This window comes from Roseburia sp., from assembly GCF_041325975.1.
In the GTDB taxonomy this organism is placed as follows: Bacteria; Bacillota; Clostridia; order Lachnospirales; family Lachnospiraceae; genus Roseburia; species Roseburia rectibacter.
This window is the reverse complement of sequence record NZ_JBGLEJ010000004.1, coordinates 905519-923044: the sequence shown is the minus strand read 5'-3', so window position 1 is coordinate 923044 and position 17526 is coordinate 905519. Positions and strand designations below refer to the sequence as shown.

Genomic DNA, 17526 nt, shown 5'->3' with positions numbered 1-17526 from the left:
GCCCTTTTTTGATATTATTTTGAAACTATAATGTAATTTTAGTGAAAAAATGGTAAACTGTTATTTGTTATTTTAATAATTTGAAAAGAGGCAGAAGATGAACAACAAAACAACCAGAAACAGTTTACTACTATTAGTGACGGCAGCTGTCTGGGGGGCAGCTTTTGTGGCGCAGACAGTTGGCGGACAGGCGATCGGAGCGTATTCATTTAATTGTATCCGCAGCATTATCGGTGCATTGGTGTTGATTCCAGTTATGAAGTTTTTGGACAAAAAAAATTTATCACCGAAAAGACCAAAGACAAAGGAAGATTACAAACTTTTGATAAAAGGCGGAATCTGTTGTGGAGTGGCACTCTGCATTTCTACGAATTTACAGCAGGTTGGAATCCTGATGGGAGCCAGTGCTGGAAAAGCAGGTTTCCTGACAGCAGTTTATATTTTGCTCGTGCCGATCCTAGGTTTATTTTTACATAAAAAATGTGGTATAAATATATGGTTTGCAGTTGCGCTTGCACTGGTGGGACTGTATTTTTTGTGTATGCAGGATAAGAATGGATTTCACCCGGCAGATTTGTTACTTCTTTGCTGTGCGTTTGGGTTTTCTATTCAGATTTTATTTGTCGATTATTTTTCACCGAAGGTGGATGGGGTACGTCTTTCCATGATCCAATTTCTTGTAACCGGGGTGCTGACTTCAGTTCCAATGTTTGTGGTTGATATGCAGCATTCAATCCCGGGGATTGAGGTGTGGGCGCAAGCTTTTTTATCATGGTCGGCATGGGTTCCGATTTTATATGCAGGAATTATGTCCTGTGGGGTTGGATATACATTGCAGATCATTGGTCAGAATGGGCTGAATCCAACAGTGGCATCTCTTATCATGAGTCTGGAAGCCGTGTTTTCAGCCGTGTTTGGATGGCTGATTTTGAATCAGAAACTTAGTACGAAAGAGATATTTGGCTGTTGTCTGATTTTTGCAGCAATTATTCTGGCGCAGCTTCCGGTGAAAGGGAAAAATAGGAGAAAAATGAAAAAAACAAAATATTCTGGTAAACAGAATTTAGCATTAATATTATTGTTTGCCGTATTTCTAGGGTTATTTGCAGATCCATGTGCGATCAATGCAAAGGCGGATCAAAAGAAAAAAGACTATGGTGTATTTTTAAGTATTGATTCGTCTAAGATGCAGAAATTATACGCATACAAACTTGTGGTCATTGATGCACAGTATTTTTCGGCAAAAGAGATACGCGCCCTGCATAAGAAAGGTGTAAAAGTTTATACCTACTTAAATGTCGGGTCCATTGAAAAATTTCGTGATTATTATAAAAAATATGAACATCTTACGATTGGGAGTTATGAGAACTGGGAAGAGGAAAAGTGGGTAGATGTTTCCAATAAGAATTGGCAGAAGTTTATCGGAAATTTGTCAAAGAAGCTGTTGAAAAAAGGCGTGGATGGTTTCTTTATTGATAATTGTGACGTTTATGATTACGCAAAGACAAAGCAGAATTTTACAGGGCTTGCAAAGATACTGAAAAATGTTAAGCGCCTTGGAAAAGATGTCGTAATCAATGGTGGGGATGTTTTTGTCACGAAATACAGAAAAACATATGGTTCAGCAAAAGACATTATGACTGCAGTTAATCAGGAATGTGTGTGGAGCAGTATTCAATTTAAAACAGGTTCGTTTGGAAAACAGACCAAAGCAGCGCGCGGATATTTTACTGATTATGTTAAGAAATGTAAAAAGGATGGAATGAAAGTTTATCTGCTGGAATATACAAAAGATAAAAAGCTGATCAGACAGATCAAGGAGTATTGCAAAAAAAATAAATTTCATTATTATATCTCAGATTCGATCGAACTTGATTAGTGCATTTTGCAGCGTGTAAACGATGGATAGAGTCTGGTAAACAAGGCTTCGGTTGAAAATTCGGTGCCTTTTTGGTATCTTTTGGGTAAAAAGGCTATGGATGTCAGACATGACAGGAAAGGAAAACTATGGAAGCAAAAGAATTAGGAGCATTTATCGCACAGATACGCAAGGAAAAACAAATGACACAGGCACAGCTAGCAGCCTGCCTGAAAGTCACAGACAAAGCTGTCAGCCGTTGGGAGAGGGGAATGGGATTTCCGGATATCCAGACACTAGAACCTTTGGCAGAGGCACTGGGCGTTACTTTGACAGAGCTGATGAAATGTCAGAAGATGCAGCAGCAGGAGGTAAGTGTGCAGGATACTGATGCGGTGATCGAGGCGGGCATTGATATCGCAAAATATCAGCAGAAGATGCAGAGAAAAAAGATGATGCAGGGTTTTGGACTGATTGTAGCAGGTGCATTTGTAATTTTTAATGCAGTATATCTGCATGCCAGCGTAACATTCAGTGCGATATTGCCGAATAGCGCAGATGGACCGACTGCAGTATTTTATGCGGGAAAACTTGGTGATGTAAAACCATACATCTGGGGAATGGTCGGTGTAGCTGCGATCGCAGGAGGAATCATCCGAATCATCCGTGGACGGAGATAGAACAGCAGTTACTGCAATTGACAGTGCAGAACAAAATCCTTACAATAAAAAGGTAACATTTATTGATTGTAAGGGGAGGAGTTTTGGAATGGAACAAAAAGAGATGGCAAAAAAGAGGTTAATTATTTATGTGCTTATTGCCTATGGTCTGACCTATCTCATGGGAATTCTGATGTGGTATGGCAGTACAAAAGGATATGATCTTACGGCATTTCCAACGGCGCAGATGATGTATCCGGCCACAGGCGTGATCATTGGACTTTTTCTGGCACACAAAGGAGAAAAGATTCTGCCGACAGGTTTTTTTATTGCAGTTCTGGCAACAACTGGAGTCCTGATTGTACTTGCACTTTTATCCGTATTTTCTCCGGTGGAGGATTTGAATATTGCAGGAATGACGATGTCCGTTTATAATCTGATCTCACAGTATGTACTTATCATTGGGAGTATCGTGGCATTCATTTTTCTTGCGGTTGCAGGAAATGAAAAGAGGGCGGCAGCAGGACTGACCAGACAAAACTGGAAAAGTGCTGTGCTCATTGTACTTTTATTTGTGGGTATTTATATTGTAAGAACTGTAGTGTCGATGGCAGGACAGGGCGTGTTTGACGGCAATGGAATGCAGTATGTAAAAGAATGGGCGGCAATGTTTAAAGATCCTGTGATGTGGCTGAATATTGTTGCACTTCCGATCAATTATTTTTTTGTATTTATTGCATTTTTCGGAGAAGAATATGGCTGGAGATATTATCTGCAGCCCATTTTACAGAAAAAGTTCGGTCTTCGTGCAGGTGTGATCGTGCTTGGTGTGGTATGGGGACTGTGGCATATTCCGGATGATCTGTTTTATTATACGCAGACGTCGGGAATCCAGATGATTTTTGCACAGCAGATCACCTGTATTGCACTTGGAATCTTTTTTGCATATGCTTATATGAAAACAAAAAATATCTGGGTGCCGGTCTGCCTGCATTATCTGAATAACAACCTGATACCGATCATTTCAGGTACATTTTCCGCAGATGTTCTGGAAAATCAGACTGTAAGCTGGAAAGAACTTCCGGCTGCGCTGGTGCTAAATGGATTGTGCTTTGGATTTTTTCTGCTTGCAGATGTGTTCAAAAAGAAAGAAGTTCAAAAAGAGGATTAATTTGAAGAAAAATTAACTGTAAAAAGCATATGGTGTCATATGAAAAAGCGCATGTACAGTAAAAAAGATTGTCAGAAAGATGATTTTACTGCATATGCGCTTTTGGTTCATGACAATAGAAAGCCTGCAGAACGTGAATTCTATTTTAAAACATGATTTTTGATTTATTTTTTAACAGTCTGGCACCATTTACGATCAGAAGAATCCCGGCGGTGATTCCACCCGCAAGGACACAGATACCAACTGCCAGTGTACAAGCCCCGGTAGAACCCATTGTCTTATAAATTTTTTCGTCCATCTTATATGCCCCCTTTGTTTGGATTTCTCATATTCTTAATGTATATTATTCTATCATTATTCTCATGAATATACAAACCTAGATTAAAAAATATCTGATAAAAATTACAGTTCATCGGGTGTCCAGTCACCGAGAACCAGTTTTCTTGCAAAGTGTCTGGCCTGTTGTTCATCCAGATTTTGAACAAAATCAGCCTGGTCAGAAAGTGGACGGCAGTCAGAGGTTGCGGGGTAACTTGCGTATTCGGCATAACATACCGTTTCATGTGTATTTTTGCGGTTCCAGTCATGAAAACCGGCAGGATGGATATGCGCGCCAAGTTCACAGGAAATCAGGATCGTTTTTGCATAGTCGCGCCATGGTCTGCCAAGATAGACAGATCCGGCAGGGCAGTCTTTGGAGATGAACCGGCAGTCGGAAAAAACGTAGCCGTATGTCTGACCTTTTGGTGTGGAGGCGGCAGTTACATAGCCCTGGATAAGAGGAAATGCAGATGTATCGGAAAGCGCATCGGACAGGGCTGATGTTTTTGTGCGCAGTAGGGATTCTATGGTGCAATGTTCAAAATATGCTGTGGCACTGCCAAAAATAAAGTCAATATCGCCGCAGATATAGCAGTTTTTATAATAATGTCTGCCGTTGATACGCGGGGCAAACTGTTTTGGACCGATGAATCCTCCGGGCTGTCGTTCTGTTTCAGGAAGCGGTCCGGTAAAAAGTGTGTCCTGATGTCCGAGAAGGCGGCAGGAATCGATCGTAAGGCGGTCACCGTCAGCATAGAGAGCGATCGCCTGTCCATGTGTGGCAGAATCTCCCGAAGCGTTTTCAACGGTGAGATTTTGAAGCGTTACATCATGTGTATCTATAAACAGTGTATATGTGCGGAAGGTACCACGCTTACTTCCATCGGGCATCAGATCCAGGGCATAATCATCATAGGTGATGACAGTATCGGAATTGTTTTTACCCATACCACGCAGTGTAACATAGGGTTTATCTATAGTCAGTTTTTCATGATAAATGCCCGGTTCGATTTCAATGACAGTTGGTGTCTGATCAGCGGCAGGAATATGTGCTATTGCAGCACTGATAGTGGAAAAATGATCCGGATTGCTGGAAACATGGAGTATTTTTTGCATGGGAAAATCCTTTCTTTGTTTCTTAATATTTTCTGAGGATAGTATAACACAGATATTGTCTGGTTGAAATTGGGAAAGAGGATGTTTATAATAGAATATAAAATAGGAAAAAGGTACAGTATTGAAAGGTGTGGAGATTATTATGGAACTAAGTTATAAGGAAATCAGGGCACAGATCTGTGATGTATGCCATAAGATGTGGCAGCTGGGATGGGTTGCGTCAAATGATGGAAATGTGTCGGTAAAACTTTCGGATGGTACATTTTTGGCAACACCGACAGGCGTGTCAAAAAGTATGGTAACCCCGGAAATGATCGTGCATATAGATAAAACAGGGGAGATTATTGAAGCCATGGACGGTTATCATCCGTCGTCTGAAATGAGGATGCATTTCAGATGCTATGAGGAACGTGAGGATGTCGGCGCAGTTTTGCATGCACATCCTCCGGTTGCGACAGGGTTTGCCGTGGCAGATATCCCTCTTGATGAATATTCCATGATTGAGACTGTGCTCGCACTTGGTTCGGTGCCAGTTGCGCCTTATGCGACACCTTCCACGGATGAAGTGCCGGATGCCATTACTCCGTATCTGCCAGAGCATGATGCGATCCTGCTGAAAAATCACGGAGCTGTGACGGTAGGTGCTGATGTCTATACGGCATACTATAGGATGGAAACATTAGAGCAGTTTGCAAAGATCACGCTGACGGCACATCTGCTTGGTGGTGCAGAAGAGATCGACCGGGAAAATATCGACAGACTTGTGGACCTTAGAAATAATTATTATAAAATGAGTGGAAAACATCCGGGGTATAAGAAATATAGCAGGCATTTTGCTCCGCAAAACAAGGAGGAAAATACTCCCAAAAAGAAAGGAGGATTAAAATGAGTACAGGCAGACATAAACAGGAACGCGGCGTTGGGCTGCAGCCATTGGATGAGATCAATGGATATCAGGTACGTCCGGGTTTTTATAACAGGGATGGTGCGACAGCAACCACAAGAGGTGTCAGCTTTACGATCCATTCCTTTGGTGCGACAGCATGTTATCTTCTGTTGTTCCAGCCGCAGGAAAAAGAGCCATATGTGACCCTAAAATATCCGGAGGCTTATCATATTGGAAACACATATTCCATGTTCGTTTTTGGATTGAAAATCGAAGAGTTTGAATATGCATTTCAGTTGGACGGACCTTATGATGAGAAAAAAGGTTTATTGTTCAATAAAGAAAACATTTTGCTTGATCCGTATGCGAGGGCGGTGACAGGACAGCGGAACTGGGGAGAGCGTCCGGAAGGCGGAGCAGATTTTATTTATCATGCCAGAGTTGTGGAAAATAACTTTGACTGGGGAGATATCCGCCCGACTGAGCATCCGTTTGAAGATCTTGTCATCTACGAGATGCATGTAAGGGGATTTACAAAAGATGCATCGTCCGGTGTGACACCTGGAGCAGAAGGCACCTATGAGGGACTGCGGCAGAAAATCCCATATTTAAAAGATCTTGGGGTAAATGCAGTTGAACTGATGCCGATTTTTGAATTTGACGAGATGGAAAGCACCAGAGTAGTGGATGGAGAACGTCTGTATAATTACTGGGGGTACAATACTGTCTGCTTTTTTGCTCCGAATACCAGTTATACATCAGTTGTAGAGCATAATCATGAAGGTGATGAGTTAAAAGAACTGATCTATGAGTTAAAGGAAAACGGTATTGAGGTCATTTTGGATGTTGTGTTTAACCATACAGCGGAGGGAAATGAACAGGGACCGTGTTTTTCTTTTAAAGGAATTGATAATAATACTTATTATATTCTGACACCGGATGGCTACTATTATAATTTCAGCGGCTGCGGTAATGTCATGAACTGCAATCATCCGGCAGTAAGACGTTTTATCATTGACTGTCTGCGCTACTGGGTAACGGAGTATCGTGTGGATGGTTTCCGTTTTGATCTTGCATCTATTCTGACGCGTGATGAAAAAGGAGCACCGATGGCGGATCCACCATTACTCCAGGCTATCGCATGTGATGCGATCCTTGGAAAGGTTAAACTGATTGCAGAGGCATGGGATGCAGGCGGACTTTATCAGGTTGGAAGTTTTCCGTCATGGAACCGTTGGGCAGAATGGAATGGAAGATACCGTGATGATATAAGACAGTTTTTAAAAGGCACGGATGGAATGGCAGGAACAGCGATCACACGTATCACAGGCTCGAAAGACCTTTACCCGAAGCACCGTGGTGACAGTGCATCTGTCAATTTCATCACCTGTCATGATGGATTTACATTGTACGATCTATATGCCTATAATACAAAGCACAATGAAAAAAATGGCTGGAATAATTCTGACGGAGATAACAACGGAAATAGCTGGAACTGTGGAGCAGAGGGTGAGACGGATGATCCGCAGATCGAAGGCCTGCGCCTTAGAATGGTCAAAAATGCATTTGCGACACTGATGTGCAGCAGGGGACCTGCCATGTTTTATGCTGGAGACGAATTTTGTAACACACAGTTTGGCAATAATAACGCTTATTGTCAGGATAATATCATATCCTGGCTTGACTGGAGCAGGTTGGAAAAATATCGGGAGATCCATGATTTCTTCCGTTATATGATCGCTTTTCGTAAAAAATATCCGGTTCTGCGCCGCTCGACAAAAAAAGCGCTTTGCGGACTCCCAGAGATCAGCATTCACAATGGTTTTCCATGGAATGGAGGAACTGATTTTACCAGCAAACTGATTGGTATTATGTATGCCGGCAGGGATGATGCAGATACCAGAGATGATATTATTTTCTATGGAATGAATGCGTACTGGGAAACGCTTGTCATGCAGCTTCCGGAATTACCGAATAATCTGCAGTGGAAAATCTGTGTCAATACGAATGTAGAGTATGAGGACGGAAAAGATGTAGAATCACAGACGGAATTTTATTATAAAAAATCGTTAAAAATTCTGCCGAGAAGTGTGGTTATTTTAGTGGCAGAATAGATATATAACAAAATCAGCCAGTGACATGCGATCGTGCATGAAACTGGCTGATTTTGCAGAAACATCTATAGCCAGCCGCCATCAAGTGTGATGATCTGTCCAGTCAGATAGTCATTTCCACTAGCAAGCTGCACGGCAAGATGTGCAACTTCTTCCGGTGTTCCAAATCTTCCGGCAGGAATCTCATCGGCAAGTTCTTTACGTTCTTCTTCAGAAAAGCAGGCATTCATCTGTGTATCGATCACACCACATGCGATCGCATTGACCTGGATATTACTCGGAGCAAGTTCCTTTGCAAGTGCTTTTGTAAAAGAATTGATTCCGCCTTTGCATGCGGAGTATGCAACCTCGCAGGAGGCGCCGGCGATGCCCCAGACGGAAGAAATATTGATGATCTTACCTTTTTTTTCATGCACCATATGCGGGATGGCGAGCCGGCTGGTAGAAAAAACAGAGGTAAGATTTGTGGAAACGATATGATTCCAGTCATCAATTGACATATCTGTCAGCAGACCGATATAGGAAATTCCGGCGTTATTGATCAGGATATCTATGCCACCAAAATACTCTGTGATCTGGGTAAATAATTGCTCGACATATTCAAAGGAGGAAATATCGCCGATACTGGCGAGTACCTCGGTATGATAAGTATCTTCCAGTTCTGTTTTTAAAATCATAAGTTCCTGTGTGGATTTCGAACAGGTAATGATCAGGCGGTCGCCTTCTGCTGCAAATGCAGTTGCGATCGCGCGTCCGATCCCGCGGGAAGCTCCGGTGACTAATACAGTTCTATTCATAAAAATCTCCATTTCTTAATAATTTGTTGTTTTAGTATATTGTGTGTAAAATCAGCACATGATCCAATTCGTTGTTCGTCAATCATGCAAGCATGTTGACTCTCTTGCGCTCATTGTATCATGAAAAAAATCAGAAGACAATTTTTGAAAAATGATGAAATTTAAATAAAAAAGTAAAAATTAGGTATGGACATTTTCAGAAAGATGTGATAATATAATCAAGCACGATTCAAGACAACTTGATTACGGCGCGTGGCTCAGCTTGGTAGAGCGCTGCGTTCGGGACGCAGAGGTCGCAGGTTCGAATCCTGTCGCGCCGACTATATGAAACCTTTGAGAATAAAGGGAGAATGAAAAAGGACTTTCCAAGATGGAAAGTTCTTTTTTTGTGGTCTGACTAACAATTCTATTAAAAATAATTCCCTATTTTCTGAATATGTGATATAATAAAAAATGTAACCGCTTACATTGCAAAAAAAGAAGGGGGAATTTCACAAATGAAGAAAAAAACAAGTCTTAGTGTAAAGCTGATCGCAGCTTTTATGGTTGCGATCCTTGGAAGTGTTTTGATCTGTGCACTTCTTACACACAGTAAGGTAAAAAGCGTGTTAAACAGTAACATGCAGCTTACGAGCGAGCAGACATTAAGCAGTGCAATGACAAGTCTGCAGACATATGAGAAAACGATCAGTCTGCCGGTCGATCTTCTGACTAGAAAAGACAGTATCAAACAGCTTTTGATCGAGCCGGAAAACTATGATAAATATATCGACAATGTAAATGACGAACTGGTTGCAGCCTGTAAAGTCGTGAATGGATCTGTGCGTGCATATTATGCTTTAAATGATGGCAGAACGATCACCGGATGGGTAAAATATGAAGCTGACGGTTCAAAGACAGCGATGAATACAGTAGAAAATAAGGATCTTTCCGGAAAAGAATGGTACACTGCATGTCAGGGAAGAAAGGCAAAAGTAAATTCTATTTTCAGTTATATTACAGCACCTTATACAGATGAGGAGACCGGAGAACAGATTATCACAGTCTGTCAGGAAGTAAAATACAAAGATGTTGTCCAGGGTGTTGTTGCCATGGATATCGAGGCATCTGCACTGGCAGATTATGTGGAAAACATCAGGCTTTTAAATACAGGATTTGTCATGCTGGTAGATGAACAGGGAAATATCATGGTTGACAGCGAAAGCAATACTTTTGCAGATGGTACAGTTGCAGACCTTGAATTTTTCGCTCCTTTGACAGAAGAATTAGATAATCTTGAAGAACAGAAAGCACAGTTGGAGGAAAGTGAAGATCCTGCAGCAGATGATATTGTATTACAGGCATCCTATAATATGCGTGCCGAAGGAAGGAACTGCGCGATCACAGCGATGACAGACCGCGTGACCGGATGGAGAATGATAGGATGCATCAATGATCAGGAAAATCAGAAAAATCTCATCAATATTAATATTGGAACACTTGCAGCGGGAATGATCGGACTGGTATTTGGCTGTGTGATCGCAGTTGTGACAGCATTCAGTTTTAACCGTGAGATCAAAAAACTTCAGAATGCGACACATCGTGTTGCAGGCGGTGATTTCTCCGAAAAGATCAAAGTTACCAGAAGCGATGAATTTGGTGTACTTGAGACAAACTTTAACGGTATGATGGATGATGTGTCCGGACTGATTCATGCAGTTGAGGATAAGTCGAATCATATTCTTGAAGTTGCAGGTGGTATCTCTGAGGTCGCAGGCAATACGAAAACGACGATCGAACAGGTAACACAGGCAATTGACAGTGTTGCGCAGGGGGCAGTAAAACAGGCAGAAAGCACACAGGAAGCCAATACCCAGGTGGAGCATTTGAAGAATAGCTTAGATGAGACCAAAGAATATGTTTCTGGCATGAATGGCATGACGGAGAAGGCAAATGAGGTCAGCACCGAGGGAATTGAAAGCGTAAAAGACCTGATTGAAAAATCCGGAAAAACAGCCGAAAAATCCAAAGTTTCGTTAGAGGTCATGAACGAGATGGTCGAGAGTATTGATAAAATTTTCTATATATCAGATACGATCGCAGATATCACTTCCCAGACGAATCTGTTATCATTAAATGCAAGTATTGAGGCAGCAAGAGCTGGAGAGATGGGAAAAGGTTTTGCAGTTGTTGCAGATGAGATCCGTAAACTGGCAGATGAGTCGAAAGAGTCAACGGATGAGATCAAAAAGATCATCACGGAGATCACAGAGAAATCAAAACTGGTTGAGGCAACCATGCAGGAGAATGAGGTACTGCAGAGTGAGCAGCAGGAAGCAATCAACCGTACGGAAGAGATCTTTGGTGAGATTATGAAACAGATCGAAATGTTAGGATCTGGCATGGAACGAATCAATACATTAAATGAAAATATGTCTGCCAATAAAGATCTTGTTGTGGATAAGATGGGAACGATCGCATCGGTATCCGAGCAGTCAGCAGCGGCAACCGAAGAGGTTAATGCTTCCACGGAGCAGGTTAATGTTACAATGGCAGAGATCAGTGAACATACCGGCACACTACAGGCAATTGCCAAAGATCTGATGGAGACGATTAATCGATTCAAACTCTCTTAAGTCATGTAAAATGACTTGCAAAACACATTCCATACAGGTATAATTCATGACAATGGGGTTGCATCAAAGCGTGCAATCTATTGCATTTGAGAATTGAAAAACAAACCGGATGGGATGAAACAGGAGGAAGAGATGGGAAGAGACGTTATTATTGCGTGTGATTTTAACAGCAAAGAAGAAGTGATCAGTTTTCTTGGAAAATTTAAAGAGGAAAAACCTTTTGTAAAGATTGGTATGGAGTTATTTTACGCAGAGGGACCGGAGATTGTCCGTACGATCAAACAGATGGGGCACAAGATTTTTCTTGACCTGAAATTACATGATATTCCAAATACCGTAAAAAAAGCAATGTCTGTATTATCGGGACTGGATGTAGACATGTGTAATGTACATGCGGCAGGCACTAAAGCGATGATGCAGGCTGCTATCGAGGGACTTACGAGAGAGGATGGAACGAGACCACTTCTGATCGCAGTCACACAGCTTACTTCCACCAGTGAAGAGGTAATGCAGCAGGAACTGTGGATCGAAAAACCGATCGACCAGACGGTTATGCATTATGCAAAAAATACAATGGAAGCAGGATTAGACGGTGTGGTATGTTCTCCATTGGAAGCCGGAAAAGTACATGAAGTATGTGGAGACAAATTCCTTACCATCACACCGGGAGTACGTTTTGCGGACGGCGATGTCGGTGATCAGAAGCGTGTGACAACGCCGGCGAAAGCAAAAGAGCTTGGATCTGACTATATCGTAGTCGGAAGACCGATCACACAGGCAGATGATCCGGTAGCTGCATACCGCAGATGTGTAGAAGAATTTGTAGGCTAGATGAAAAACAGGAAAAAGAGAAAGATGAACGGTCTTTCTCTTTTTTCGGTTAAAAGAGAGGATTGGAACAGATAGGGGATTTCATGGAAAGAAAAGGACTCAGTGGAAGTGCATTAAAGATGATCGCGATCGCCACAATGCTTATTGACCATATTGCAGCGACTGTGATCATTCGTGTATTAAAATTCGGAGGCTATAATGACAGCCTGTATCAGTTATACCGTGTGATGCGGAATATCGGAAGAATTGCGTTCCCGATTTTCTGCTTCCTTCTGGTGGAAGGATTTATGCACACGAGAGACCGGGAAAAATATGCGCTGCGTCTAGGGTGTTTTGCTGCAATATCCGAAATACCGTTTGATCTTGCATTTAACGGAAAAATTTTAGAAGTCGGATATCAGAATGTGTTTTTTACATTGCTGCTTGGTCTGCTTACCATGATGGCATATGATTCTGTGATGAAACAGAGTCGTTTTAGCGTCTGGAAAAGGACAGGACTTTCCACACTTGCAATCCTCGTCGGGATGTTCGCAGCAGAGTTTTTATCGACGGATTATGGTGCGCTTGGAGTGCTTTGTATCATGGTGTTTTATCTGTTTCGAAGAAGCAGGATGCAGCAGGTCGTATTTGGATGTCTGGCGTTTGTCTGGTGGGAATGGGCGGCAGTATTTGCATTTATTCCGATCTATTTCTATAATGGAAAACGTGGTTTTGGCATGAAATATTTCTTTTACGCATTTTATCCGGTACATCTGCTGATCTTGTATTTTATCGTATATAAAATGGGATATGGTGCTGTATCTGCAATCTGAAAATTTTAATATAAGGATTCATAGAAAAGGACTTTAGAAAACGGAGGGGATGTTTTCTAAAGTCCTCTTTATATGTAAACCTGCCGGAATATCTGGCAGGATTGTTTTTTGACGGAACTGACAGAACCCCAACCCCCGAGTCGAAACTCAACAGCTCCTTTTGATGTTATTAATGATACGGGATAATTGTGACCATTTCTTGACTGGAAAATGAAGGAAATCTTAAAAACAGATAAGAAAATTATAAAGTCACATATGCGGGAGGGCAGAAATAGGGTATAATGTGCATAAGCAATGAGCAGTGCCAAACATGGAAATGACAAAAAAGACTGCTTGCAGGCGCTTTTTTGTTATTTTTATGTTTGATAGGGCGAATGCCCGTCAGTCCGGAAAATCTCTGATTTTTCGGACGTGCACTGCAGTTTGAAGTATTTATGATATAATAAGACTGTCGAGCGAAGCGAGTGTAGATCACGATCATGTGCTGCTTTTGCGCATGATATAATGTGCATAGAAGTAAACAGTATGGAGCAGAAAGATTTATGAAAAAGTATCTTGATAATGTGCGGCGTATAGCGCCGTTAATTCATAATATAACAAACTATGTGACGGCAAATGATGTCGCAAATGTTCTTTTGGCATGCGGAGCAAGTCCTATCATGGCAGACGAGGAAGCAGAGGCAGAGGAGATTACGGCACAATGCATGGGACTTAATTTAAACCTTGGAACGCCAAATCAAAAGAAAATTCAGACTATGTTAAAAGCGGGGAAGATGGCAAATAAACGGAAGCATGTGGTGGTGTTAGACCCGGTTGGAGTGGGGGCAAGCAGTTTTCGCAGACAGGCAGCAGAACAACTGTTAAAAGAAATACATTTTGATGCGGTCCGTGGAAATATTTCTGAGATCAGGGTGCTGGCATCATTATGTGAATCAGAAGAAAATAGCGGAAAAGGCGTGGATGCAGACAATACAGACAGAGTGACAGAAGAAAATTTAGCACAGAATATCGCAGCGGCAAAGATGCTGTCACAACAGTTGAAAACGATCATTGTGATTACCGGAGCTATTGACCTTGTAACGGATGGCAGTAAATGTTATGTGATAAGAAACGGCAATCCACAGATGAGCCGGATCACCGGAGCCGGGTGCCAGCTTTCTGGTATTTTAACGGCTTTCCTTGCAGCAAATCCAGAGGATAAGTTACAGGCGGCAGCGGCAGCAGTGTGTATGATGGGATATGCAGGGGAGCTTGCGGCGGAAAAAAGCGGGCAGTCAGGCAGTGGGACTTACCGTGTGAGCCTGATGGATGCAGTGTCATGTATGGATGGAGATATGTTAGAGAGAGGAGCACGTTATGAGATTCGATAAAAAGCAGTTATTATTATATGGGGTAACGGATCGAACCTGGTTAAATGGCCAGACCTTGTATGAGCAGGTCAGACAGGCATTGGAGGGTGGAGTTTCTTTTTTACAGCTTCGTGAGAAAAATCTTTCAGAACAGGCATTCTTAGAGGAAGCAAGAGAAATACAAAAACTGTGCAGGGAGTATCAGGTTCCATTTATCATCAATGATAATGTAGATCTTGCATTAGAGATCGATGCGGACGGCGTGCATGTTGGCCAGGATGATATGGAAGCCGGGGAAGTACGCAGGCGGCTTGGCGCAGATAAGATCATCGGTGTTTCGGCACACTCGGTGGAAGAAGCACTGCGCGCTGAAAAATGCGGGGCAACTTACCTTGGTTCCGGGGCAGTGTTTGGAAGCGGAACCAAGAAAGATGTCGGAACATTAGACCATGAAGTGCTAAAAGAAATCTGTGCAGCAGTGCAGATCCCGGTAGTTGCGATCGGAGGGATCAGCCGGGATAATATTTTACAGTTAAAGGGCACGGGGATTGACGGAGTGGCAGTGATCAGCGCTATTTTTGCACAGAAAGATATCCGTGCGGCATCAAAGGAACTGAGGGGGCTGTCGGAAGAAATATGCAGATAAGGAACATACAGGGGGCAATCTTTGATATGGATGGAACACTGCTTGATTCCATGCCGGTATGGGAACATGCGAGTGAGCGCTATCTGCAGAACAAAGGAATCAAGGTAAGGGAAAGACTTTCGGATATCTTATTTTCCATGAGCATGCAAAAGGGCGCAGAATATGTGAAAGAAAATTATCATCTCGCAGAGTCAGTTGATGAGATTGTGGCGGGCGTGAATAACATTGTCTATACTGCATATGAAAAAGAGGTGCAGCCCAAAGAAGGTGTAAGAGAGCTGTTAGACACTTTGCAGGTAAATGGGATAAAGATGGCGGTGGCAACTTCGACTGACCGTCCTATGGTGGAAGCAGCATTGAAACGTACCGGACTGTTTTCCTATTTTGAACAGATATTCACATGTACGGAAGTTGGCAAGGGAAAAGTGGCTCCGGATATATATTATGCAGCGGCTGATATTCTTGGGACAGAGCCGAAAAATACGCTGGTGTTTGAGGATGCACTGTATGCGATCGAGACGGCAAAGAAAGCAGGATTTGTGACAGTCGGGGTTTATGATGATGCGAGCAGAAAAGAGCAGGGAAAGATAAAGGAGCAGGCAGATATTTATCTGGAAGGATTTGTGAGTGCTGTGGAAAGTCTGCAACGGTAACATAAAAAGTTTCATTTACATGGAATTTACAAATTTTACATGGCGTCGTATAAAAAACTATGCTATGATAGATAATATTGAGGTATAGTGTGAAAATAAGATTTTCACATGCAGGAATGAGGATTATTATGATTCGCAGAGCAGAGTTAAAAGACATTCCGGCATTGATGGATATTTATAACGATGCCATTTTACATACAACAGCAACATTTGATACGGAAGTCAAGGATTATGAGGATCGTCTGGCATGGTTCCATGCGCACACGGGACAATATGTGATCTTTGTATATGAAGAGGCAGGAACAGTCGCGGGTTATGCCTCTCTTTCACGTTACAGGGAAAGGAAGGCTTTTGACCCTGCAGTTGAGATCTCTATCTATATTCATGCGGGTTATCGAGGGCGTGGCATTGGCTGCAGTCTTATGGAGAAAACATTGCAATATGCAAAAGAATGTCCGCAGATCGGAACGGTTATTTCACTGATCACAAGTGAAAATGAAGTCAGTATCCATCTGCATGAACGTTTTGGTTTTTCTTACTGTGGTCAGATCAGACAGGCAGGCGTTAAGTTTGGGAAAAAACTGGGCTTAAACGCATATCAGATCATTTATGACAGAGAAATTGAATAGAAAGATTCCCGGAAAGATGTAGTGTGCAAAAATCTGGCATAATACATGGCAGTATCCCGGGAAATTGAGGAAAATGCCATGATAAGATATTTTAAGACAGATAACCAGAGGATTCATGAGGAGGAAAAAATCGGTGATGGCGTATGGGTGCAGATGCTCCAGCCGACGCATCAGGAATGTGCCGAGATCGCAGAAGTATTGAATGTAGATATTGAGGACATCCAGGCCGCACTCGATGAAGAGGAGAGTTCCCGTATCGAACTTCAGGATGGTTATACACTGATCTTAGTCGATATCCCAACCGTTGAGATACGTCATGAAAAACAGAGTTATACGACAATCCCGTTAGGTATCATTTTAACACAGGATGTGATCGTGACGGTCTGTACGGATGATACACCGGTGCTGCAGAATTTTGTAAACAACCGTGTGAAAGAGTTCAGCACAAAGAAAAAACTGCGTTTTGTATATCAGATATTATTCCGTACGGCGACAAATTACCAGATGAATCTACGCGTGATTGATAAGAAAAGAACAGAGATTGAGGAACGGATCGGAAAAAATACAGAAGATATCGATCTGATCGATCTTCATGAATTAGAGTCTACATTGGTCTACTTTGCAACGTCCCTGCGTGCCAACGGCGTTGTCTTAGACCGGTTGACCAGATATAAACGATTAGAGCAGTACCCGGAGGATAAGGAACTGTTAGGAGATGTGATCGTCGAAAACCGGCAGGCAATCGAGATGACATCGATTTACCGTGATATCATCAATGGTACCAGGGAACTGATGTCATCTGTGATCGACAACCGATTGAACAACGTTATGAAATATCTGACATCCATCACGATCGTTATGGCGATTCCGACCGTTATATCCGGTATTTACGGAATGAACGTCAATGAAAAATGGATGCCGTTTGCAAATACACCGCATGGATTTTTGATCATCTGTGTTCTGACACTGCTGATCTGTTTAGTCACAATGCTGGTGCTTCGGAAGAAGAAGATGCTGTAAAATATTAAGGAGTTCTGCAACAACAATTTTGGTTGATGCAGAACTCCTT

16 protein-coding genes, 1 tRNA gene and 1 pseudogene are annotated in these 17526 nt (G+C 42.2%); 15 read left to right on the top strand and 3 right to left on the bottom strand.

What is annotated here, in order from left to right; genetic code table 11:
- Positions 1-97 precede the first annotated feature (97 nt).
- From ACDD58_RS07635 to ACDD58_RS07620, 4 genes and pseudogenes are all read left to right on the top strand, one after another.
- Positions 98-1012 (top strand): annotated as a pseudogene (locus ACDD58_RS07635) (DMT family transporter); the annotation flags it as partial.
- 18 nt (positions 1013-1030) lie between these two features.
- Entirely contained in the window at positions 1031-1879 is an 849-nt protein-coding gene (locus ACDD58_RS07630; protein WP_370777470.1) for an endo alpha-1,4 polygalactosaminidase, read from the top strand.
- Positions 1880-2007: 128 nt separating this feature from the next.
- Positions 2008-2538: a helix-turn-helix domain-containing protein gene (locus ACDD58_RS07625; RefSeq protein ID WP_370776736.1), complete on the top strand. Its 531-nt coding sequence runs from the start codon at positions 2008-2010 to the stop codon at positions 2536-2538.
- Between the two features lie 88 nt (positions 2539-2626).
- Complete coding sequence (locus tag ACDD58_RS07620; RefSeq protein WP_370776734.1) at positions 2627-3688, top strand: CPBP family intramembrane glutamic endopeptidase; 1062 nt, start codon at positions 2627-2629, stop codon at positions 3686-3688.
- A 145-nt stretch (positions 3689-3833) separates the two neighbouring features.
- Here ACDD58_RS07620 and ACDD58_RS07615 read toward each other — a convergent pair whose 3' ends face one another.
- Together ACDD58_RS07615 and ACDD58_RS07610 are read right to left on the bottom strand one after the other, a co-directional pair.
- The gene (locus ACDD58_RS07615; RefSeq protein ID WP_186900061.1) at positions 3834-3986 is read right to left on the bottom strand and encodes a hypothetical protein; all 153 of its coding nucleotides are present in this window, start codon (positions 3984-3986) and stop codon (positions 3834-3836) included.
- A 104-nt stretch (positions 3987-4090) separates the two neighbouring features.
- Positions 4091-5125 (bottom strand): pectinesterase family protein, encoded by a 1035-nt coding sequence (locus tag ACDD58_RS07610; protein WP_186900060.1) that lies wholly within the window; start codon positions 5123-5125, stop codon positions 4091-4093.
- A 142-nt stretch (positions 5126-5267) separates the two neighbouring features.
- Here ACDD58_RS07610 and ACDD58_RS07605 point away from each other — a divergent pair, with 142 nt between their 5' ends.
- Positions 5268-6014, top strand: coding sequence for a class II aldolase/adducin family protein (locus ACDD58_RS07605; RefSeq protein ID WP_370776731.1), 747 nt, complete (start codon positions 5268-5270; stop codon positions 6012-6014).
- Positions 6011-8125: a glycogen-debranching protein gene (locus tag ACDD58_RS07600; RefSeq protein WP_370776728.1), complete on the top strand. Its 2115-nt coding sequence runs from the start codon at positions 6011-6013 to the stop codon at positions 8123-8125. Before ACDD58_RS07605 ends, ACDD58_RS07600 begins: the two co-directional genes overlap by 4 nt.
- 65 nt (positions 8126-8190) lie before the next feature.
- On the opposite strand, the gene ymfI is transcribed toward ACDD58_RS07600, so the two are convergent.
- Positions 8191-8922, bottom strand: coding sequence for an elongation factor P 5-aminopentanone reductase (gene ymfI / locus ACDD58_RS07595; protein WP_370776725.1), 732 nt, complete (start codon positions 8920-8922; stop codon positions 8191-8193).
- A 246-nt stretch (positions 8923-9168) separates the two neighbouring features.
- Between ymfI and ACDD58_RS07590 the strand changes: the two genes are divergently transcribed.
- The 9 genes from ACDD58_RS07590 (at position 9169) to ACDD58_RS07550 (ending at position 17477) form a co-directional block, all read left to right on the top strand.
- Positions 9169-9242, top strand: a tRNA-Pro gene (locus ACDD58_RS07590).
- A gap of 177 nt (positions 9243-9419) precedes the next feature.
- Positions 9420-11537 carry a methyl-accepting chemotaxis protein gene (locus tag ACDD58_RS07585; RefSeq protein WP_117920706.1) on the top strand — a complete coding sequence of 706 codons (2118 nt, stop codon included), beginning with the start codon at positions 9420-9422 and terminating at the stop codon, positions 11535-11537.
- A gap of 132 nt (positions 11538-11669) precedes the next feature.
- The gene (pyrF, locus tag ACDD58_RS07580) at positions 11670-12368 is read left to right on the top strand and encodes an orotidine-5'-phosphate decarboxylase (RefSeq protein ID WP_117920785.1); all 699 of its coding nucleotides are present in this window, start codon (positions 11670-11672) and stop codon (positions 12366-12368) included.
- Positions 12369-12451: 83 nt separating this feature from the next.
- A complete protein-coding gene (locus ACDD58_RS07575) occupies positions 12452-13180 on the top strand; it encodes a TraX family protein (RefSeq protein WP_117920707.1) in 729 nt (242 codons plus the stop codon).
- A gap of 542 nt (positions 13181-13722) precedes the next feature.
- Positions 13723-14550, top strand: a complete 828-nt coding sequence (gene thiM, locus ACDD58_RS07570; RefSeq protein ID WP_370776720.1) for a hydroxyethylthiazole kinase — start codon at positions 13723-13725, stop codon at positions 14548-14550.
- Positions 14537-15175: a thiamine phosphate synthase gene (thiE, locus tag ACDD58_RS07565; RefSeq protein ID WP_370776718.1), complete on the top strand. Its 639-nt coding sequence runs from the start codon at positions 14537-14539 to the stop codon at positions 15173-15175. Before thiM ends, thiE begins: the two co-directional genes overlap by 14 nt.
- Positions 15166-15828, top strand: a complete 663-nt coding sequence (locus tag ACDD58_RS07560) for an HAD family hydrolase (RefSeq protein ID WP_370776716.1) — start codon at positions 15166-15168, stop codon at positions 15826-15828. Before thiE ends, ACDD58_RS07560 begins: the two co-directional genes overlap by 10 nt.
- Before the next feature lie 128 nt (positions 15829-15956).
- Positions 15957-16457: a GNAT family N-acetyltransferase gene (locus ACDD58_RS07555; protein ID WP_241070863.1), complete on the top strand. Its 501-nt coding sequence runs from the start codon at positions 15957-15959 to the stop codon at positions 16455-16457.
- Positions 16458-16535: 78 nt separating this feature from the next.
- Complete coding sequence (locus ACDD58_RS07550; RefSeq protein WP_186900054.1) at positions 16536-17477, top strand: magnesium transporter CorA family protein; 942 nt, start codon at positions 16536-16538, stop codon at positions 17475-17477.
- Positions 17478-17526: the final 49 nt, after the last annotated feature.